The sequence below is a fragment of the Streptomyces europaeiscabiei genome, from assembly GCF_001550375.1.
In the GTDB taxonomy this organism is placed as follows: Bacteria; Actinomycetota; Actinomycetes; order Streptomycetales; family Streptomycetaceae; genus Streptomyces; species Streptomyces europaeiscabiei.
The window spans coordinates 1-18,438 of the sequence record NZ_LRTR01000191.1; the positions used below are offsets into that span (position 1 = coordinate 1).

Here is an 18,438-nt window from a genome sequence, read left to right on the forward strand (position 1 = left end):
GTCCGCGCCGAGTGCGACCCCCGCGGTGGTGACGGCCAGCAGCGCGCGCCGGGCGCCGGAGGTCTGGGGGGCCGAGTGTCGAGCCATCAGTGATGCCGCCTTTTCCTGTGCGTTTCCACTTCGGAAAGTAATCATAGAGATACTTACGGTAGTTGAGGTGTGATGTGCGCTCCAAGGGCGACCCGCCGACTCGGCTGGAGCCGCTCGATGCCTCACACTGGACTCTCGTGAGTGCGCATCCTCCGATACCGTCCCGGGTCGTCCTGCTCTCCGGTCCTTCCGGCTCAGGCAAGTCCCTCCTCGCCGCCCGCTCCGGCCTGCCCGTGCTGCGGCTCGACGACTTCTACAAGGAGGGCGACGACCCGACGCTGCCGCAGGTGGAGGGCAGCACCGACATCGACTGGGACCACCCGCTGTCGTGGGACGCGGACACCGCCGTCGCGGCGATCGGGGAACTGTGCCGCACGGGCCGTACGACCGTCCCGACGTACGACATCTCCCTCAGCGCGCGAACCGGCGCGGAGGCCCTGCACATCGAGCGGACCCCGGTGTTCATCGCCGAGGGGATCTTCGCCGCCGAGATCGTCGGGCGCTGCCGTGAACTCGGCCTCCTGGCGGACGCGCTGTGTCTGACCCGTGGTCCGGTGAAGACCTTCCGCCGCCGCTTCCTGCGCGATCTGAGGGAGGGGCGCAAGTCGGTGCCGTTCCTGTTGCGGCGCGGCTGGCGGCTGATGCGTCTGGAGCGCTCGATCGTGGCCCGCCAGACGGAGTTGGGCGCCCACCCCTGCGACCGGGACGAGGCGCTGGGCCGGCTGGCGGCGGCCGCCACGGGCCACTGCGCGAAGGCGACGGCCTGAGGGCACACCCGGTGTCGCCCCCCAGGGCGGACAGCGGGCCGGCCCGAGGGCGGACACGAAAACGGGACTGGACGGACCCCCCGGCCCTCCAGTCCCGCTTCCCCCGCGATCCCCCGTGTCGCACCGTCGTGGTCCCCCCGGACCCCGCCGGCTTCCCCCCGGCCGTCACATCGGCGCTCCCCCGCGCCACCGTGACGTCCCCCGTCCCCCCGTACTCCCCCCGCTTTCCCCCGTTACCCACTTCCCCCCACAGACCTTCAGGCGACAAGCTCCCCGAAGGACTCCTCCTCGTCACGGCCGAAGCTGAGGACCTCGTCCTCGCGCAGCCGGCGGAGCGACCGCCAGATGCTGGACTTCACCGTGCCGACACTGATGTCGAGGATCTCCGCGATCTCCGGGTCGGTGCGGCCCTCGTAGTAACGGAGGACCAGCATCGTCCGCTGGAGTTCGGGGAGCCGGGCGAGCGCCTGCCACAGGACGGCGCGCAGCTCGGTGCCGCGCATCGCGTCCGTGTCGCCGGCCGTCTCCGGCAGCTCCTCGGTCGGGTACTCGTTCAGCTTGCGGCGGCGCCACGCGCTGATGTGCAGATTGGTCATGGTGCGGCGGAGGTAGCCCCCGACCGCGGCCTTGTCACTGATCCGGTCCCAGGCCCGGTAGGTCGAGAACAGCGCGCTCTGCAGCAGGTCCTCGGCCTCGAAGCGGTCTCCGGTCAGGTGGTAGGCGGTTGCGTACAGGGAGGCACGACGCTCCTGGACGTAGGCGGTGAACTCCGCCTCCGACACAGACCGGCGTTCCCCCGTGCCCTCCCCGTACGCGGTCCCCGTTCCCCCGTGGGCGACCCCCGTCACCCCCGTGCTGCTTCCCCCCACATGCGCGTCAACCACCGACATGTACGTGGTGTGCTGACGCCCGGTGCCGCGAGCGCACCCCCGCCCGCTCACGGCACCGGACTTCTCCGCGGTCCGGACGACGTCGTGGAGACGCGTGACAACTGCGCCAGTGCTGTTGCCGTGCAGTGTGTTCATCTCGCGCCCCCCGTCGTGGAATTCCGGTTGTGGTGCTGTGCCGTGGTGCTCGTTCGTGCTTCTCCGGCTCCGCCCCTCGTGCTGTCGGGCGGCGTTTCCTTGCCTGTGACGAAAAGATTGCCCGTTCACCTTCATGGCCGTGTCCGCCGACTGTCACAGACCTGTCACAGGGGCCGGGCCCAGTCGGGGCACAGGTTGATCACAGAGAAGAGTCGTACGGCTACGCGAACGGCACGATCGTGTGCGGGTGTCGGGTGGGAGCGCTCCAACGGTCGATTCGGCGCCATGCCATGGGCCAGAATGAGCCCGTGCCTTCCCTGTTGCTGATCGAGGACGACGACGCCATCCGCACGGCCCTGGAGCTCTCACTGACGCGCCAGGGGCACCGTGTCGCCACCGCCGCCACCGGCGAGGATGGCCTCAAGCTGCTGCGCGAACAGCGGCCGGATCTGATCGTTTTGGACGTGATGCTGCCAGGAATCGACGGCTTCGAGGTGTGTCGGCGGATCCGGCGCACCGACCAGCTGCCGATCATCCTGCTGACGGCGCGCAGCGACGACATCGACGTCGTGGTGGGCCTGGAGTCGGGCGCGGACGACTACGTGGTCAAGCCCGTGCAGGGGCGGGTGCTGGACGCCCGCATCCGCGCGGTGCTGCGGCGCGGTGAGCGCGAGGCCAACGACGCGGCGACCTTCGGCTCCCTCGTGATCGACCGCGCGGCGATGACCGTGACGAAGAACGGCGAGGACCTCCAGCTGACGCCCACCGAGCTGCGGCTGCTCCTGGAGCTGAGCCGCCGCCCGGGACAGGCCCTGTCCCGGCAGCAGTTGCTGCGTCTGGTGTGGGAGCACGACTACCTGGGCGACTCCCGCCTGGTGGACGCGTGTGTGCAGCGGCTGCGCGCCAAGGTCGAGGACGTACCGTCGTCGCCGACCCTGATCCGTACCGTGCGCGGCGTGGGCTACCGGTTGGACACTCCTCAGTGACGAAGGCTCGAGGGGGGATCCGCGGCTGGGCCGCGGCTCGCAGGAAAGTGCAGTCCCGGATCCGTTTCACCAGTCTGCGGCTGCGTCTGGTGGTGGTCTTCGGTCTGGTGGCGCTCACGGCCGCCGTGTCGGCGTCCGCTATCGCGTACTGGCTCAACCGCGAGGCCGTGCAGACGCGTGCGCAGGACGCGGCACTCAATGACTTCGAGCGGGAGATGCAGAGCCATGTGAGCACGCTGCGCCCGAACCCGACGCAGGACCAACTGCGTATCGCGGCACGGAAGATGGCGGACGGCGGCGAGCGCTCCAGCGTGCTGCTCCTCGCCGAGGGCGCCGACGGCCGGACGGTCTCCGGTTCCTCGACCGACAACGCGCTGACCGGCTTCTCGCTGGACGACGTGCCGGCGTCCCTCCAGAAGGCCGTCAACAAGCGGCAGAAGCTCACGTCGGGCAACCGGCACGCGTACCACGTGTACTGGCAGCGGGTCATCGACGGCGACACCCCGTATCTGGTGGGCGGGGCGAAGATGATCGGCGGCGGGCCGACCGGCTACATGCGCAAGTCCCTGGCGGAGGAGGCGAAGGATCTCAACTCGCTGGCCTGGTCGCTCGGGATCGCCACGGGTCTGTCGCTGATCGGCTCGGCGCTGCTCGCACAGGCCGCCGCCACGACCGTACTGAAGCCGGTGCAGCGCCTCGGTGTCGCCGCCCGTCGTCTCGGCGAGGGCAAGCTCGACACCCGGTTGCGCGTCTCCGGCACGGACGAACTGGCCGACCTCTCGCGAACGTTCAATCTCGCGGCGGAGTCGCTGGAGAAGAAGGTCGACGACATGAGCGCCCGCGAGGAGGCGTCCCGTCGCTTCGTCGCCGACATGTCCCATGAGCTCCGTACGCCGCTGACCGCGATCACCGCCGTCACGGAGGTGCTGGAGGAGGAGCTGGACGCCGACACGGGCAGCCTCGACCCCATGATCGAACCGGCCGTACGGCTCGTCGTCAGCGAGACCCAGCGTCTCAACAACCTCGTCGAGAACCTGATGGAGGTCACCCGCTTCGACGCGGGCACGGCCCGCCTCGTCCTCGACGACATGGACATCGCCGACCAGATCACCGCCTGCATCGACGCCCGCGCCTGGCTGGACGCGGTGGAGCTGGACGCCGAGCGCGGCATCATCACCAACCTCGACCCGCGCCGCCTGGACGTGATCCTGGCCAACCTGATCGGCAACGCGCTCAAGCACGGCGGCTCGCCGGTGCGCGTCTCGGTGCGTGAGGAGGGCGAGGACCTGCTGATCGAGGTGCAGGACCACGGCCCCGGCATCCCCGAGGACGTCCTCCCGCACGTCTTCGACCGTTTCTACAAGGCGAGCGCCTCCCGTCCCCGCTCCGAGGGCAGCGGCCTCGGCCTGTCCATCGCCCTGGAGAACGCCCACATCCACGGCGGCGAGATCATCGCAGCCAACTCCCCCGAGGGCGGCGCGGTCTTCACCCTCCGCCTGCCCCGCGACGCTTCCTCGCTGATCGCGGAGGAACGGGACGGCGACCAGGGCGACGACGGCCCGCAGGGCACCGAGGGGGCCGGTCAGTGACGATACGAGGCATACGGGTCCTGGCCGCGACCGGCGCGCTGGCCGGACTGCTCACCGGCTGCGGGATCCGGGCCACGCAGGTGCCGACGGACTTCGGCCCGGCGCCCTCGATGGTGCCGTGCGAGCTGTCGGTGACGGACATCGCGATACAGGCGACCCCCTCCGGCATGCCGGTGGAGGTCTTCCTCCTGTGCTCCGGGGCGCTCGTGCGGGTCAACCGCTCCGTGCAGGTGGCCGAGGGCACCCAGGAGGCCCAGCGGCGCGTCGTCGTCGCACAGGGCCTGCTGGACGCCCTGGCCGGCGACCCCAGCCACGCCGAGGACGAGGCCGGCTACAGCACCGCCGTCCCGGCCGGCCTCACGGTGACGGGCCCCGCCCCCGGAGACCCCGAGGACGCCCTCCGCCTGTCCACCGCCCCGGACTCCCTCCCCAGGTACGCCCTCGCCCAGCTCGTCTGCACGTTCGCCGACTCCGCGGCCGCCGGTGACAACGGCTCGGTGGTACTGGGCAGCACGAGCGCCGAGTCGCTGAGGCGCTACGAGTGCGCGCCGGAGACCCAGACGTCCCCGGGCGCGGGCAACCCGCCTTCGACGGAGGTCAACGGCTCCTGAGCGGGAGCATCGAGGGTTCTCCAGCCCGATGATCTGCCCGTGCGACGCCCACTGCCCGGATCACTGCTGACGCCCACTGCCCGGATCACGGCAGAAGAGTTGGCGAGTGGGCCGAAGGGGCGCGCCCCGGCGGCGAACCGAGCGCCAAAAAAAGACACCGGAACCGATCGTGCCAGGGGCCGCGTCTTGGGGGGCGTGCAGCCTCAAGGTACGAACGGCGGTAGCGCCGGGGTCCGTGTCCGTGCGGCGGGGGGTGTTCTCCTCGCCGTACATCTCGCGGTCGTTGCCTGGATCACGCTGCGTCCGCTGGACGTCACCTGGATGAGTCCCCCGAATCTGCGGCCGTTCGCGGGGATCAGAGCGGATCTGGCCCTGGGGTGGCCGGAGGCGGCCCATCGGATCGGTGAGGGGCTGGCGCTGCTGGCTCCGCTGGGCGTCCTGCTGCCGATGGTGCACGGGAGACTGGCCGTGTCGCCGCTCGCGTCGCTGGCCCGGTCGGTGGCGGCCGGGGCGCTGCTGTCGCTGGCCATCGAGTTGTTGCAGACGGGGGTGCCGGGGCAGGTCGTCGACATCGACTCGATCCTGCTGAACTCGGTCGGGGTGGGGCTCGCCCACGTCGCGATGGTGCCGGTGGTCAGGTCGGCGCTGCGGCGGAGGGCGGAGACCCGGGTGCGGGCGGCGCGGCTGCGGCGGGAGGAGTTGTCTCAGGGTCGGACCCCGACGATTCCCAGGGTCGGGATGGCTCCGTAGAGGGACGCTTCGTCCGCTTCGTCACCGTAGCGTCGAAGGTGTGGAAATGAGAGCGGTGGCCGCCAGATGGCCTCGCCCCACCGTCGGCCCGCGGCCGGCGTCCTACGCTGACGAAGGAGCCCTCATGAGCCGCCTTGCCCGCCCCACCGAAGGCCGGATGATCGGCGGAGTGTGCGCTGCGCTGGCACGGCGCTTCGGCACCTCCGCGACCACGATGCGCGTGATCTTCCTAGTGTCGTGTCTGCTTCCCGGCCCGCAGTTCCTGCTCTACATAGCCCTGTGGATCATGTTCCCCTCCGAGGGCAAGGCCCGCACGGCTTGGTGACGCGCACGACCCGGTGACGCGCACACCGACGGGGCGCACCCTTCGAGGGGTGCGCCCCGTCGGGCGTGGTGGTTCGCCTCAGGCGGCGGGGCCGCCGCCGAGGGGCAGGCCGTTGACGCCGAGACCCTTGGCGGGGAGGGTCTTGCCGACGGGGAGGCCGCCGAGCAGTCCGGCGACGGGGGCGGTGGGTCCTTCGGCGAGGACGTTGGCGGCGGCGGGCCGTGCGGCCTCCAGGCCGGCGCCGAGCGCGCTCTGGCCCTGGGCGAGAGCGCCGGTGGCGGTCGGCAGCGCCTTCGTGAGGTTCTCCACGGGCAGCGCCTGGGTGACGGTGCCGAGGGCCTGGGAGGCCTCGGGGGCACTCGGGGCGGCGTTCGCGGCGCCCGCGCCCGCAGCGGCGATGGCGGCACCGACGACGGCGACACCGAGGGTCTTGGCAGCAGACTGCTTCATGTTGAATGCGTCCTTGGAATGCGTTTGACGGGTGGAGAGCGGTGCCGAAACGTAAACACCAAAGTCCCGCCGGAGGCAAACATCGAAAAGCGGCCGCGTCGCCATCTGCGCGACCGCTTCCCGAAGTTGCCGTTCAGCTCTTTTCGTCGACAGAAGCGCTGGTGGAGGCTGTTTGGCGGAACAGCCATTCGGATTTCAACTCGGCGTATCCGGGCTTGATGACGTCGTTGATCATGGCCAGTCGTTCATCGAAAGGAATGAATGCTGACTTCATAGCATTGACCGAGAACCACTGCATGTCGTCGAGCGTGTAACCGAAGGCGTCGACCAGATGCTCGAATTCACGGCTCATGCTCGTGTGCGACATCAGCCGGTTGTCGGTGTTCACGGTGGCCCGGAAGTGCAGTCGCCGCAGCAGCCCGATGGGATGCTCGGCGTACGAACGGGCGGCGCCGGTCTGGAGGTTGGAGCTGGGGCACAGTTCCAGCGGGATGCGCTTGTCACGGACGTAGGAGGCGAGGCGGCCGAGCTTCACGGAGCCGTCCTCGTGGACCTGGATGTCGTCGATGATGCGGACGCCGTGGCCGAGCCGGTCGGCGCCGCACCACTGCAACGCCTGCCAGATGGAGGGGAGTCCGAAGGCTTCCCCGGCGTGGATGGTGAAGTGGTTGTTCTCGCGCTTGAGGTACTCGAAGGCGTCAAGGTGGCGGGTGGGCGGGTAGCCGGCCTCGGCGCCCGCGATGTCGAATCCGACGACGCCGAGGTCGCGGTAGCGGTTGGCGAGTTCGGCGATCTCCAGAGCGCGGGCCGCGTGCCGCATGGCGGTGAGCAGGGCGCCGACGCGGATACGGCGGCCGTCGGCCCTGGCCCGCCGCTCGCCCTCCCGGAAGCCCTCGTTGACGGCCTCGACGACCTCTTCCAGACTGAGCCCGCCTTCGAGGTGCTGTTCGGGGGCGTAACGGACCTCGGCGTAGACGACGCCGTCCGCGGCGAGGTCCTCGGCGCACTCGGCGGCGACCCGGAACAGCGCGTCACGGGTCTGCATGACGCCGACGGTGTGGGAGAAGGTCTCCAGGTACCGCTCCAGCGAGCCGGAGTCGGCGGACTCGCGGAACCAGACGCCGAGCCGGTCGGGGTCGGCCTCCGGGAGCTGGGCGTACCCGCTGTCGCGGGCGAGTTCGACGATGGTTCCGGGGCGCAGGCCGCCGTCGAGGTGGTCGTGCAGCAGAACCTTGGGCGCCCGGCGGATCTGGTCCGAGTCCGGGGTGTTACCGGTCGGGCCGGTCTGGTTCGTCATTTTCGCACGATATAGCCTACGCGCGTAGAGCGCCTGTCGGATGATCCCGTCGATATCCAACGGTGACCCACAGGACGGGTGGCGTACACCATGTCTTCTGACACTGTTCTGTCATGGCGCAGCAAGCAATGCCGGTCCGTACGCCCCGACTTGGGCGGACGATCGGCCCGGAGCCGAGCACGGTCAGCGGAGTCGTTCTGCTTCTCCCGGCCGGTGACGAGGCATCCACCCGCAGACCCTCCCCCATGATGGCCACGGCCTCCGTGCGCGCCCTCGGCCGCCGGCTCGCCCGCGCGGGCCGTACGGAGGGGCTGGCGACCCATGTCGTGCATTACCGCTACCGGGGCTGGAACGGCACGGAGGCGCGGCTCGCGCGGGACGCCGAGTGGGCCGCGGACGAGGTGGTCCGGCGGTACGGAGACGTGCCGGTGTGTCTCGCCGGGCTCCACATGGGGGCGCGGGCCGCGCTGCACGCGGGTGGGCACGAGGCCGTCAACTCCGTGCTGGCCATCGCTCCCTGGCTGCCCGAGGAGGATGTGGCCGCGCCGCCCGAACCGGTGAAGCAGTTGTCGGGGCGGCGGGTGCTCATCGTGCACGGGACGAACGACGAGCGGGTGGATCCCGAGCTGTCGTTCCGGTTCGCGGCGCGGGCGAAGAAGACGAACCCCGGCATCTGCCGGTTCGAGGTGCACGCGGATCGGCACGCATTGACGCAGTACCGGGACGAGGTGCACGCGTTGGCTTCGGATTTCGTGATGGGGGTGCTGTTCGGCCGGCCGTTCGCGCGGCCGGTGGAGGACGCGCTGGCGGCCCCGCCGCCGTTGGGGCTGCGTATGCCGCTTGCCTCCGGCTTCGGGACGGCCCGCTCGCCCAGGCGCGTCTGAGGTTCGTGGCACGCCAGCGGGTCGACGGGGCTTGTCGCGCGGTTCCCCGCGCCGCCGGGTCCGCTGCCGCTCAGTCCGGCAGCAGGTTGCCCCTTCTCGACAGCAGGAACTTCTTGAAGGCCGCCACCGGAGGTGTGTCCGGGTGGCCGTCGAGCCAGGCCACGCCGATCTCCCTGGCCGCCCTCGGGGACGTGACCGTCAGTTCGACCACTCCCGGCCTGGGGACGGCCGGGGGCGGCAGGAGGGCCACGCCCAGCCCTGCCGCCACCAGGCCCCGTAGGGTCTCCGCCTCCTCTCCCTCGAAGGCGATGCGGGGCTTGAAGCCGGCCTCCTTGCAGAGGTCGTCGGTGATGCGGCGCATGCCGTAGCCGGGTTCGAGGGTGACGAAGGTTTCGTCGGCGGCCTCGGCGAGGCGGACGCGCCTGCGGGCGCCGAGACGGTGGCCGGCGGGGACGACGAGGCGGAGCTTCTGTTCGTCGAGGCGGCGGGCCACCAGGTCGGGGGCGTCCGGGACGGGGGATGTGAGGCAGAGGTCGAGTTCGCCCGCCCGCAGGCGTTCGAGCATGGCCTCGCCGTAGTTCTGGACGAGGCTGAAGCGGACACGGGGGTGCTCGGCGCGGAAGGCCTGGAGGAGGCCGGGGACGGTCTCGGCGCCCATGGTGTGCAGGAAGCCGAAGGCGACCTTGCCGGTGGCGGGGTCGGCGTCGGCGCGGACCTCGTCGGCGGCGCGCTCGATCTCGGCGAGGGCGCGTTCCACGGAGGCATGGAAGGTGCGTCCGGCGTGGGTGAGGGAGACCGTGCGCCCCCGGCGGGCGAACAGGTCGACGCCCAGGTCCCGTTCGAGGCGGACCATCGCCCGCGACAGCGTCGACTGCGGGACCTGCATCTCCTGTGCGGCCCGGGTGACGTGCTCGGTGCGGGCCACTCCGGCGAAGTAGGCGAGGCGGGGGGCCAGGCGCAGGACGATGTCCTCGATGCTGTCGATGTCTCCTGTGTCACCGGACGGTGACAGGCGCGGCTCTGACCTCTGCTCATGCATCACGGGAACGATTATGGGGGTTCCATGCATTGGACGGATGAGTGGCGGCGTACGTAGTTTCGAGGCATGCCTTCCGCCAGTACCGAGGCGTCCACCACCGTGGGCGCCGTACCAGCCACGTCCGACCGTCTCCACACCGCCGACTCCCGAGTGGCCCCCGGTGGGCCCGGCTACCGCCGGATGAGTCTGGCGCTGTTCCTCGCGGGTGTCGCGACCTTCGCCCTCCTGTACTCCACGCAGGCCCTGTTGCCGCTGATCTCGGACGGCTTCGGAAGTACGGCGAGCGCGGCGAGCTGGACGGTGTCGGCGGCGACCGGTGCGCTGGCACTGTTCGTGCTGCCGATGAGCGCGCTGTCGGAGCGGTTCGGGCGGCGTACGGTGATGACGGCGTCGCTGGCCATCGCCGTGACGGTCGGGCTGCTGATCCCCTTCGCGCCCTCGCTGGGGGCGCTGGTGGTGCTGCGGGCCGTGCAGGGCGCCGCGCTGGCCGGGGTGCCGGCCTCGGCGACCGCGTACCTCGCCGAGGAGGTCCGTCCCAAGGCCCTCATCACCGCGATCGGGCTCTTCGTCGCCGGCAACAGCGTCGGCGGCATGAGCGGCCGCGTCGTCACCGGGTGGGTCGCTCAGGAGTGGGGCTGGCGGGTCGCGCTGGCGGTGCTCGGGGTGATCGCCGTGGGGTGCGCGGTGGCTTTCCGGCTGCTGCTGCCGGCGCCGAAGCACTTCGTGGCGGGGTCACTGCGGCCGCGGGTGCTGGGGCGGACGGTGCGGGCGCACCTCGGGAATCCGTTGCTGTGCCGGCTGTACGCGATCGGTGCGCTGTTCATGACGGTCTTCGGCGGTGTCTACACGGTCATCGGCTACCGACTGGCCGACGCGCCCTTCTCCCTTCCGCAGGGGGTCATCGGGTCGATCTTCCTCGTGTACCTGGTGGGTACGGTGTCGGCGTCCACCGCCGGGAGGCTGGCGGGGCGGCTCGGGCGGCGCGGTGCGCTGTATCTCGCGGGTGGTACGACGACCGCCGGGCTGGTGGTGTCGCTGTCCGACTCGCTGGTGCTGGTGCTGCTGGGTCTGGTGCTCATCACTGCCGGGTTCTTCGCGGGGCATGCGGTCGCCTCGTCGTCCGTGAGTCATACGGCCAAGGAGGGGCGGGCGCAGGCGTCCGCGCTGTATCAGTCGGCTTACTACGTGGGGTCCAGTGCGGGGAGCACGCTCGGGGCGGTGGCCTTCCACGCGGGGGGTTGGGGCGGGACCGTTTCGATGGGACTGCTCGCCGTGCTGGGGGTTGTCGCAATCACCGTGGTGGGGTCCCACGCGGCTCGGCGTGGGCCGGTGCCGGTGCACTGAGTTCGTTCTTTCGCCCCCGCCGCCCCTACCCGTCCCTCCCCCACTCGCTCGCGCAGTTCCCCGCGCCCCTTCAGGGGCGCGGGGAACTGCGTACAACCCCCGACCTGGCCTTTCCTTCCTTCCCCAGGCCGTTGTCAGTGGGCTGCGATAGCTTCCGAGGTGTTGGTACGCACAGGTATGCCACAGGGGTGGGTTGGCCATGGGTGACGGTACGGCGACAGCGACGGCGGATCTCGACGTCCGGTTGGAGAAGCACCGGGTCGAGTTGACCGGGTACTGCTATCGGATGCTCGGCTCGTCCTTCGAGGCGGAGGACGCCGTGCAGGACACGATGATCCGCGCCTGGCGGAGCTACGAGAAGTTCGAGGGCCGGTCCTCGCTGCGTTCGTGGCTCTACCGGATCGCCACGAACGTCTGTCTCGACATGCTGACCGCCGGGAACAAGCGGGCCCGGCCCATGGATCTCACCGACTCGACGCCCCTGGCCCGGGCCGCCCTCTCCCCCCGGCCCGACAACACCTGGCTGGAGCCGGTGCCGGACGCCCGGGTGCTGCCGACGACCACCGATCCTGCGGAGGCCGCCGTGGCCAAGGAGTCCGTGCGGCTGGCGTTCGTCGCGGCGCTGCAGAAGCTGCCCTCGAAGCAGCGTGCGGTGCTCATCCTGCGTGAGGTGCTGGCGTGGCGGGCGAGCGAGGTCGCCGAACTGCTCGACACGTCCGTGGCCTCGGTGAACAGCGCCTTGCAGCGGGCCCGCGCGACCCTCGCCGAGGGGGACGGGCAGGTCGCGGCGGCCGATGTCTCCGACCCGCTGGACGAGAAGCAGCAGAAGCTGCTTGAGCGCTATGTGGTTGCCTTCGAGGGGTACGACATGGCGGCCCTGACGGCTCTGCTGCACGAGGACGCGGTCATGACGATGCCGCCGTTCGACCTGTGGCTGACCGGGACGGGCGACATCACCGGGTTCATGACCACGCTCGGCGCGGCCTGTGCCGGCTCGCACCTCGTGCCGGTCGCGGTGAACGGCCTGCCGGGCTTCGCGCAGTACAAGCCGGACCCGGAGAAGGGCGGCTTCAGCGCGTGGGCCGTGCAGGCGCTGGAGATCTCAGAGGGCCGGATCGCCGGATTCCACTGCTTCCTGGACACCGCCCGCTGGTTCCCCCTCTTCGGCCTGCCCCTCCACATCGAGGTCAAGCCCGACCAGCCGCAGTAGCGCGCACAGCGCCGGGTCGGGGTCCCGCAGGCTTATCCGGCCCCCGGCCCGTTTCGCCGCAAGCTGCAACCGGGCCAGTACGTCGATGACGCCCAGGCCCGGTGGGCCGATCCCGGCGACATCGCACACCACGGCCCCGGCCCCGGTCTCCTCCAGTCGCGCTCGTACCTCGGCACAGAGCCGAGGCACCTCGTTCCGGGTGACGGGGCCTGGCAGCACGAGTACGGCGGGTGTCGTCGCGTCCACGATCGGTAGACCGGGCGGAATCCCGGAACTCATCGCGGTGGGCGACCACACCCGCCGTGGGCCGACCGGACGGGTCCGGTCGGCTCTGCCTCAGGAGATCCGGTCCAGCACGATCGGGGTCGGGGTGAACGCCGTGCCCGCGGCCGCGATGTCGTACGAACCCGCCACGGCCTGCAGGGCGTACTCGAAGCGCTCCGGGGTGTCCGTGTGGAGGGTGAGGAGGGGCTGGCCCTCCGTGACCGTGTCGCCGGGCTTGGCGTGCATCTCGACGCCCGCGCCGGCCTGGACCGGGTCCTCCTTGCGGGCGCGGCCCGCTCCGAGGCGCCAGGCGGCGATGCCGATGTCGTACGCGTCGAGGCGGGTCAGGACGCCGGAGGCGCTCGCCTTCACCACGTGCTGCTCGCGCGAGGTCGGCAGTGCGGCGTCCGGGTCACCGCCCTGAGCGGCGATCATGCGGCGCCAGGCGTCCATCGCCGAGCCGTCGGCGAGTGCCTTCGCCGGGTCGGCGTCCTTCACTCCGGCCGCGTCGAGCATCTCGCGGGCCAGGGCGATCGTCAGCTCGACGACGTCCGCGGGGCCGCCGCCGGCCAGGACCTCGACCGACTCGCGGACCTCCAGCGCGTTGCCCGCCGTCAGGCCCAGAGGGGTCGACATGTCCGTCAGGAGGGCGACCGTCTTCACGCCGTGGTCGGTTCCGAGGCCCACCATCGTCGACGCCAGCTCACGGGCGTCCTCGATGGTCTTCATGAAGGCTCCCGTGCCCACCTTCACGTCCAGGACCAGGGAGCCCGTCCCCTCGGCGATCTTCTTCGACATGATGGAGGAGGCGATCAGGGGGATCGCTTCCACGGTTCCCGTCACATCCCGCAGCGCGTAGAGCTTCTTGTCCGCCGGCGCCAGGCCGTCGCCCGCCGCGCATATCACGGCGCCCACCTCGTCCAGGACGTTCAGCATCTCCTCGTTGGACAGCAGGGCGCGCCAGCCGGGGATGGACTCCAGCTTGTCGAGGGTGCCGCCGGTGTGGCCGAGGCCGCGGCCCGAGAGCTGGGGGACGGCCGCGCCGCAGGCCGCCACCAGGGGAGCGAGGGGGAGGGTGATCTTGTCGCCGACGCCGCCCGTGGAGTGCTTGTCGGCGGTGGGGCGGGACAGGGACGAGAAGTCCATGCGCTCGCCGGAGGCGATCATCGCGGCCGTCCAGCGGGCGATCTCACGGCGGTCCATGCCGTTGAGGAGGATCGCCATGTTGAGTGCGGCCATCTGGTAGTCGGCGACCTCGCCCCGGGTGTAGGCGTCGATGACCCAGTCGATCTGTTCGTCGCTGAGCTCGCCGCGGTCCCGCTTGGTGCGGATGACGGAGATGGCATCCATCGACAAAGACGTCATGGCTTTCCTTTTCGAGGTTTTTCGAACGTGTGCGGCCCCCCTGAGCAACTCAGAGGGGCCGCACAGGAGTCACTTGGTGAGATGGTCCGGGCCGAAGGCCTGGGGCAGCATCTCCGAGAGGGGGACGATTCCGGCCGGGGTCTCCAGCAGGAGGTCCGGGCCGCCGAACTCGTACAGCAGCTGCCGGCAGCGGCCGCACGGGACGAGGATCTCGCCCTTGCCGTCCACGCAGGTGAAGTGCGTGAGACGGCCGCCGCCCGTGCGGTGCAGCTCCGAGACCAGGCCGCACTCCGCGCACAGGCCGAGGCCGTACGAGGCGTTCTCGACGTTGCAGCCCGAGACGGTGCGGCCGTCGTCGACGAGGGCGGCGACGCCGACCGGGTAACCGGAGTACGGGGCGTACGCCCGGGACATGGCGTCCCGGGCCACCGTGCGAAGCCCGGCCCAGTCGACGGCGGTCACTTGCCCTGTCCCTTCCGGTACGGCATGCCGTCCGCCTTCGGCATCCGCAGTCGCTGGGCGGAGAGCGCGAGGACGATCAGCGTGATGACGTACGGCGTGGCGGCGACGACCTGGTTGGGGACTTCGTTGGTGGTCGCGTACCAGGTGAAGACCAGGGCACCGATCACGAAGGTGATCGCGGCCGGGACGTACGTCTTGCGGACGGCCTGCCAGATCGCGCCGATGACCAGCAGCAGCGCGCCGAGGAGCAGCAGGGCGTGGACGTTCTCGGAGCCGCCGCGCAGGTTGAGGCTGTCGGTGTAGCCGAAGAGGCCGGCGCCGACGGCGAGGCCGCCCGGCATCCAGTTGCCGAAGATCATCGCGGCGAGACCGATGTAGCCGCGGCCGCTGGTCTGGCCCTCCAGGTAGAAGGGGTTGGCGACGATGGAGAGGAAGGCGCCGCCGAGGCCGGCCAGACCACCGGAGATGATCACGGCGAGGTACTTGTACTTGTAGACGTTGACGCCGAGGGACTCGGCGGCGATCGGGTTCTCGCCGCAGGAGCGCAGGCGCAGACCGAAGGCGGTGCGCCACAGGATCCACCAGGTGGCGGGGATCAGGGCGACGGCGACGAGGGTCAGCCAGGAGACGTCGGTGACCAGGCCGCCGAGCAGGCCGGCGAGGTCGGAGACGAAGAACCAGCCCTTCTCGTTGAGGGTCTGGAGCGCGTCCGAGAGCCCTGGCACCGTGAACTGGCCGAGGGAGTCGACCGGCGGGGACTGCTTGGCCGAGCCGCCCTGGTGGCCCTCGAAGGCGAGGGGGGCGAGGTAGCGGGTGGCGCCGAGGGCGAGGATGTTGATGGCCACACCGGAGACGATGTGGTTGACGTTGAAGGTGACGGTGACGAAGGCGTGCAGCAGACCGCCGATCGCGCCGCCGGCGATACCGACCAGGACACCGGTCCACGGGCCGTACTGGAAGCCGGCCCAGGCACCGAACCAGGTGCCGAGGATCATCATGCCTTCGAGGCCGATGTTGACGACGCCCGCGCGCTCGGCCCACAGCCCGCCGAGGCCGGCGAGGCCGATCGGGACGGCCAGCTCCAGCGCGGTGGACATCTGGCTGACGTTGGTGATGCCGTCGGCGCCGGTGATGATGCGGACGATCGAGGTGAGTGCCAGGACACCGGCGATGACCAGCAGCAGCACGGGCAGCGACAGCTTGCGGCCGGTCGGGGCGGCCGGCTGCAGCGAGGGCTGGTTGACGTCGGTCGCGGTGGTGCTCGTGGTCATCGGCCCGCCACCTCCTTCTTGACGTTGTTGTTGTCGGAGGCGTCCGCGCCCAGGACGTTGCCCGCGGCGAGCTCGGCGCCGACCCGGCGCTGCTGGCGGCGCAGGCCCCACTCGCGCACGGTCTCGTAGCTGACGACGACCGAGAGCACGATCAGGCCCTGCATGATGACCGCGATCTCCTTGTCGTAGTCGTGGAAGTCCAGCTCGGGCGAGGCCTTGTCGAGCCAGGCCCACAGCAGGGCCGCGAAGGCGATGCCGACCGGGCTGTTGCGGCCGAGCAGGGCGATGCCGATGCCGAGGAAGCCGATGCCGGTGGGGAAGTTGAGGCTGTAGGTGTGGGTGTCACCGAGCAGGATGGGCAGACCCGCGAGGCCGGCGATGCCGCCGGAGATCAGCATGGCGGTGAGCACCATGCGCCCCGGGTCGACGCCGCTGGCCGCGGCGGCCGTCTCCGAGGCACCGGAGGCGCGCAGGTCGAAGCCGAAGCGGGTGCGGCTGAGGACGATCCAGTAGCCGATGCCGAGCAGTACGGCGAGGACGACCATGCCGTAGATCTCGCCGGCCGCGCCGATGTCGATGCCGGGCACCCAGCCGGACTCGGCCATCTCGCCGGTGGTGTTGTTGTTGCCGACCTTGACGCCGAAGACGTTCGGCAGCCAGAGGTAGCCGATGACGGAGGTGGCGATCGCGTTCAGCATGATCGTCGCGACGACCTCGCTGACGCCCCGGGTGACCTTGAGGACACCGGCGATGCCGGCCCAGAAGGCACCGGTGAGGATCGCGGTGAGCATCAGCAGCGGGATCTGGAGGAACGCCGGCAGGTCGACGTGGGCGCCGACGATCGCCGCCGCCATGGCGCCGAGCAGGTACTGGCCGTCGACGCCGATGTTGAACAGGTTCATCCGGAAGCCGATGGCCACCGCGAGGGCCGCGACGTAGTACAGCGAGGCCTGGTTGATGATCCGGACCTGGATGTCGGAGAACGTGGCCTGCTCGAACATGATCGTGAACGGCTCGACCGGGTTCTTGCCGGAGGCGAGCAGCACGATCGCGGTCAGCGCGAAGGCCACGGCGAGCGCGAGGACCGGGCCGGCCACCGCGAGGAGCACGCGCTCCCTGTCGAACTTCTTCATCAGCGGGCCTCGTCTTCCTCGGACTCGGACGTGTCCGCCGAGGTCTCGGGGGTCTCTTCGTGTTCGAGGTGGCCGGTGGCGGCGCCGGTCATGGCCGAGCCCAGCTCCTCGGGGGTGATGGTGGCCGGGTCGGCGTCGGCGACCAGCTTGCCGTTGTAGATCACCCGGAGGGTGTCGGACAGGCCGATCAGCTCGTCCAGGTCGGCCGAGATCAGCAGCACGGCCAGGCCCTCGCGGCGGGCCTCGCGGATCTGGTCCCAGATCTGGGCCTGCGCGCCGACGTCCACACCGCGGGTGGGGTGGGCGGCGATCAGGAAGCGCGGCTTGTGGCTCATCTCGCGGCCGACGATCAGCTTCTGCTGGTTGCCGCCGGAGAGGGAGGCGGCGGTGACGTCGATGCCGGGGGTGCGGACGTCGTACTCGGCGACGATCCGGCGGGTGTCCTCCTGGGCGGCCTTCGGGTCGAGCCAGACGCCCTTGGCGTTGGGCCGCTCGGTCACATGGCCGAGGATACGGTTCTCCCAGAGGGGGGCCTCCAGGAGCAGACCGTGCCGGTGGCGGTCCTCGGGGATGTAGCCGACGCCCTGCTCCCGCCGCCTGCGGGTGGGCCAGGTGGTGATGTCGTCCTCGGCCAGCGCGATCGTGCCGGAGTCGGCGGACTTCAGGCCGATCAGCGCGTCGACCAGCTCGGTCTGGCCGTTGCCCTCGACACCGGCGAGGCCGAGGACCTCGCCCGCGTGGATGGTGAAGGTGATGTCGTCGAGCAGCGCCTTGCCGCCGACGGCCTCCAGACGGAGGTCCTTGACGGTGAGGACGGGGCGGTCGGTGACCGTGGACTCGGCCGTCTCCGGGGTGGGCAGCTCACTGCCGACCATCAGCTCGGCGAGCTGGCGCGGAGTGGTCTCGGAGGGGACGGCCGTGCCGACCGTCGTGCCGCGCCGGATGACCGTGATCTCGTCGGCGACCGACAGCACCTCGCCCAGCTTGTGCGAGATGAAGATGACCGCCAGGCCCTGCGTCTTGAGCTCGCGCAGGTTGGCGAAGAGCGCTGCGACCTCCTGCGGTACGAGCACGGCGGTCGGCTCGTCCAGGATCAGGGTGCGGGCGCCGCGGTAGAGGACCTTGAGGATCTCCACGCGCTGGCGCTCGGCGACGCCCAGCTCCTCGACCAGGACGTCGGGGCGCACCCCGAAGCCGTACCGGTCGGAGATCTCCTTGATCTTGCGGCGGGCCTTGGCGCCGATGCCGTACAGCTTCTCGCTGCCGAGGACCACGTTCTCCAGGACCGTGAGGTTGTCGGCGAGCATGAAGTGCTGGTGGACCATGCCGATGCCGCGGGTGATGGCGTCGGCCGGGGACGAGAACGAGACCTGCTCGCCGTCGACCGCGATGGTGCCCTCGTCCGGCTTCTGCATGCCGTAGAGGATCTTCATCAGGGTCGACTTGCCGGCGCCGTTCTCCCCGACGAGGGCGTGGACGGTGCCCTTGCGCACGGTGAGGTGGATGTCGTGGTTGGCCACGACCCCGGGGAATCGCTTGGTGATACCGGCGAGTTCGACGGCGGTCACCTGACCGT

Annotated in this window: 19 protein-coding genes; 9 read left to right on the forward strand and 10 right to left on the reverse strand. The window is 70.6% G+C overall.

Annotation, left to right across the window (positions count from 1 at the left end):
* The first annotated feature begins 227 nt into the window (after nt 1-227).
* Complete coding sequence (locus tag AWZ10_RS09245) at nt 228-857, forward strand: uridine kinase family protein (protein WP_046709082.1); 630 nt, start codon at nt 228-230, stop codon at nt 855-857.
* Between the two features lie 257 nt (nt 858-1,114).
* Here AWZ10_RS09245 and AWZ10_RS09250 read toward each other — a convergent pair whose 3' ends face one another.
* Nucleotides 1,115-1,882 (reverse strand): SigE family RNA polymerase sigma factor, encoded by a 768-nt coding sequence (locus tag AWZ10_RS09250; RefSeq protein ID WP_079076791.1) that lies wholly within the window; start codon nt 1,880-1,882, stop codon nt 1,115-1,117.
* A gap of 308 nt (nt 1,883-2,190) precedes the next feature.
* On the opposite strand from AWZ10_RS09250, the gene afsQ1 reads away from it, so the two are divergent.
* The 5 genes from afsQ1 to AWZ10_RS09275 all read left to right on the forward strand — a co-directional run bounded on the left by afsQ1 (nt 2,191) and on the right by AWZ10_RS09275 (nt 6,143).
* Complete coding sequence (gene afsQ1, locus AWZ10_RS09255) at nt 2,191-2,868, forward strand: two-component system response regulator AfsQ1 (RefSeq protein ID WP_013001223.1); 678 nt, start codon at nt 2,191-2,193, stop codon at nt 2,866-2,868.
* Between the two features lie 47 nt (nt 2,869-2,915).
* Nucleotides 2,916-4,457: an ATP-binding protein gene (locus tag AWZ10_RS09260; RefSeq protein WP_046706675.1), complete on the forward strand. Its 1,542-nt coding sequence runs from the start codon at nt 2,916-2,918 to the stop codon at nt 4,455-4,457.
* The gene (locus AWZ10_RS09265; RefSeq protein WP_240439756.1) at nt 4,454-5,068 is read left to right on the forward strand and encodes a hypothetical protein; all 615 of its coding nucleotides are present in this window, start codon (nt 4,454-4,456) and stop codon (nt 5,066-5,068) included. The genes AWZ10_RS09260 and AWZ10_RS09265 overlap by 4 nt, the downstream gene beginning before the upstream one ends.
* Before the next feature lie 195 nt (nt 5,069-5,263).
* Complete coding sequence (locus AWZ10_RS09270) at nt 5,264-5,818, forward strand: VanZ family protein (protein WP_078935496.1); 555 nt, start codon at nt 5,264-5,266, stop codon at nt 5,816-5,818.
* A gap of 124 nt (nt 5,819-5,942) precedes the next feature.
* Nucleotides 5,943-6,143, forward strand: a complete 201-nt coding sequence (locus AWZ10_RS09275; RefSeq protein ID WP_046706676.1) for a PspC domain-containing protein — start codon at nt 5,943-5,945, stop codon at nt 6,141-6,143.
* Nucleotides 6,144-6,221: 78 nt separating this feature from the next.
* Here the strand turns inward: AWZ10_RS09275 and AWZ10_RS09280 are convergent, their stop codons facing one another.
* Nucleotides 6,222-6,593: a hypothetical protein gene (locus tag AWZ10_RS09280; RefSeq protein ID WP_046706677.1), complete on the reverse strand. Its 372-nt coding sequence runs from the start codon at nt 6,591-6,593 to the stop codon at nt 6,222-6,224.
* Nucleotides 6,594-6,726: 133 nt separating this feature from the next.
* Nucleotides 6,727-7,890, reverse strand: coding sequence for an adenosine deaminase (locus AWZ10_RS09285; RefSeq protein WP_046706678.1), 1,164 nt, complete (start codon nt 7,888-7,890; stop codon nt 6,727-6,729).
* A 113-nt stretch (nt 7,891-8,003) separates the two neighbouring features.
* On the opposite strand from AWZ10_RS09285, the gene AWZ10_RS09290 reads away from it, so the two are divergent.
* Complete coding sequence (locus AWZ10_RS09290) at nt 8,004-8,774, forward strand: alpha/beta hydrolase family protein (protein ID WP_046706679.1); 771 nt, start codon at nt 8,004-8,006, stop codon at nt 8,772-8,774.
* A 70-nt stretch (nt 8,775-8,844) separates the two neighbouring features.
* On the opposite strand, the gene AWZ10_RS09295 is transcribed toward AWZ10_RS09290, so the two are convergent.
* Nucleotides 8,845-9,813: a LysR family transcriptional regulator gene (locus AWZ10_RS09295; protein ID WP_046706680.1), complete on the reverse strand. Its 969-nt coding sequence runs from the start codon at nt 9,811-9,813 to the stop codon at nt 8,845-8,847.
* A 66-nt stretch (nt 9,814-9,879) separates the two neighbouring features.
* Here AWZ10_RS09295 and AWZ10_RS09300 point away from each other — a divergent pair, with 66 nt between their 5' ends.
* Together AWZ10_RS09300 and AWZ10_RS09305 are read left to right on the forward strand one after the other, a co-directional pair.
* Nucleotides 9,880-11,157, forward strand: a complete 1,278-nt coding sequence (locus tag AWZ10_RS09300) for an MFS transporter (protein ID WP_046706681.1) — start codon at nt 9,880-9,882, stop codon at nt 11,155-11,157.
* 199 nt (nt 11,158-11,356) lie between these two features.
* The gene (locus AWZ10_RS09305; RefSeq protein ID WP_046706682.1) at nt 11,357-12,367 is read left to right on the forward strand and encodes a sigma-70 family RNA polymerase sigma factor; all 1,011 of its coding nucleotides are present in this window, start codon (nt 11,357-11,359) and stop codon (nt 12,365-12,367) included.
* On the opposite strand, the gene AWZ10_RS47455 is transcribed toward AWZ10_RS09305, so the two are convergent.
* From AWZ10_RS47455 to AWZ10_RS09330, 6 genes are all read right to left on the reverse strand, one after another.
* Nucleotides 12,260-12,646, reverse strand: a complete 387-nt coding sequence (locus AWZ10_RS47455; RefSeq protein WP_078935497.1) for an STAS domain-containing protein — start codon at nt 12,644-12,646, stop codon at nt 12,260-12,262. The genes AWZ10_RS09305 and AWZ10_RS47455 overlap by 108 nt on opposite strands.
* Nucleotides 12,647-12,703: 57 nt before the next feature.
* A complete protein-coding gene (locus AWZ10_RS09310; RefSeq protein WP_046706683.1) occupies nt 12,704-13,987 on the reverse strand; it encodes a thymidine phosphorylase in 1,284 nt (427 codons plus the stop codon).
* 78 nt (nt 13,988-14,065) lie between these two features.
* A complete protein-coding gene (locus AWZ10_RS09315; protein ID WP_037694471.1) occupies nt 14,066-14,458 on the reverse strand; it encodes a cytidine deaminase in 393 nt (130 codons plus the stop codon).
* Nucleotides 14,455-15,729 (reverse strand): ABC transporter permease, encoded by a 1,275-nt coding sequence (locus AWZ10_RS09320; protein WP_060890843.1) that lies wholly within the window; start codon nt 15,727-15,729, stop codon nt 14,455-14,457. Before AWZ10_RS09320 ends, AWZ10_RS09315 begins: the two co-directional genes overlap by 4 nt.
* A complete protein-coding gene (locus tag AWZ10_RS09325) occupies nt 15,726-16,862 on the reverse strand; it encodes an ABC transporter permease (RefSeq protein ID WP_037694467.1) in 1,137 nt (378 codons plus the stop codon). Before AWZ10_RS09325 ends, AWZ10_RS09320 begins: the two co-directional genes overlap by 4 nt.
* Nucleotides 16,862-18,430: an ABC transporter ATP-binding protein gene (locus AWZ10_RS09330; RefSeq protein ID WP_060890847.1), complete on the reverse strand. Its 1,569-nt coding sequence runs from the start codon at nt 18,428-18,430 to the stop codon at nt 16,862-16,864. Before AWZ10_RS09330 ends, AWZ10_RS09325 begins: the two co-directional genes overlap by 1 nt.
* Between the last annotated feature and the right edge of the window lie 8 nt (nt 18,431-18,438).

What these genes read in the sequence shown, in the direction of transcription:
- AWZ10_RS09305 (WP_046706682.1), top strand. Translation starts at nt 11,357, where the DNA reads ATGGGTGACGGTACGGCGACAGCGACGGCGGATCTCGACGTCCGGTTG.
- AWZ10_RS09320 (WP_060890843.1), bottom strand. Translation starts at nt 15,729, where the DNA reads ATGACCACGAGCACCACCGCGACCGACGTCAACCAGCCCTCGCTGCAG.
- AWZ10_RS09325 (WP_037694467.1), bottom strand. Translation starts at nt 16,862, where the DNA reads ATGAAGAAGTTCGACAGGGAGCGCGTGCTCCTCGCGGTGGCCGGCCCG.
- AWZ10_RS09275 (WP_046706676.1), top strand. Translation starts at nt 5,943, where the DNA reads ATGAGCCGCCTTGCCCGCCCCACCGAAGGCCGGATGATCGGCGGAGTG.
- AWZ10_RS09295 (WP_046706680.1), bottom strand. Translation starts at nt 9,813, where the DNA reads ATGCATGAGCAGAGGTCAGAGCCGCGCCTGTCACCGTCCGGTGACACA.
- AWZ10_RS09280 (WP_046706677.1), bottom strand. Translation starts at nt 6,593, where the DNA reads ATGAAGCAGTCTGCTGCCAAGACCCTCGGTGTCGCCGTCGTCGGTGCC.
- AWZ10_RS09290 (WP_046706679.1), top strand. Translation starts at nt 8,004, where the DNA reads ATGGCGCAGCAAGCAATGCCGGTCCGTACGCCCCGACTTGGGCGGACG.
- AWZ10_RS09285 (WP_046706678.1), bottom strand. Translation starts at nt 7,890, where the DNA reads ATGACGAACCAGACCGGCCCGACCGGTAACACCCCGGACTCGGACCAG.
- AWZ10_RS09300 (WP_046706681.1), top strand. Translation starts at nt 9,880, where the DNA reads ATGCCTTCCGCCAGTACCGAGGCGTCCACCACCGTGGGCGCCGTACCA.
- AWZ10_RS09250 (WP_079076791.1), bottom strand. Translation starts at nt 1,882, where the DNA reads ATGAACACACTGCACGGCAACAGCACTGGCGCAGTTGTCACGCGTCTC.
- AWZ10_RS47455 (WP_078935497.1), bottom strand. Translation starts at nt 12,646, where the DNA reads ATGAGTTCCGGGATTCCGCCCGGTCTACCGATCGTGGACGCGACGACA.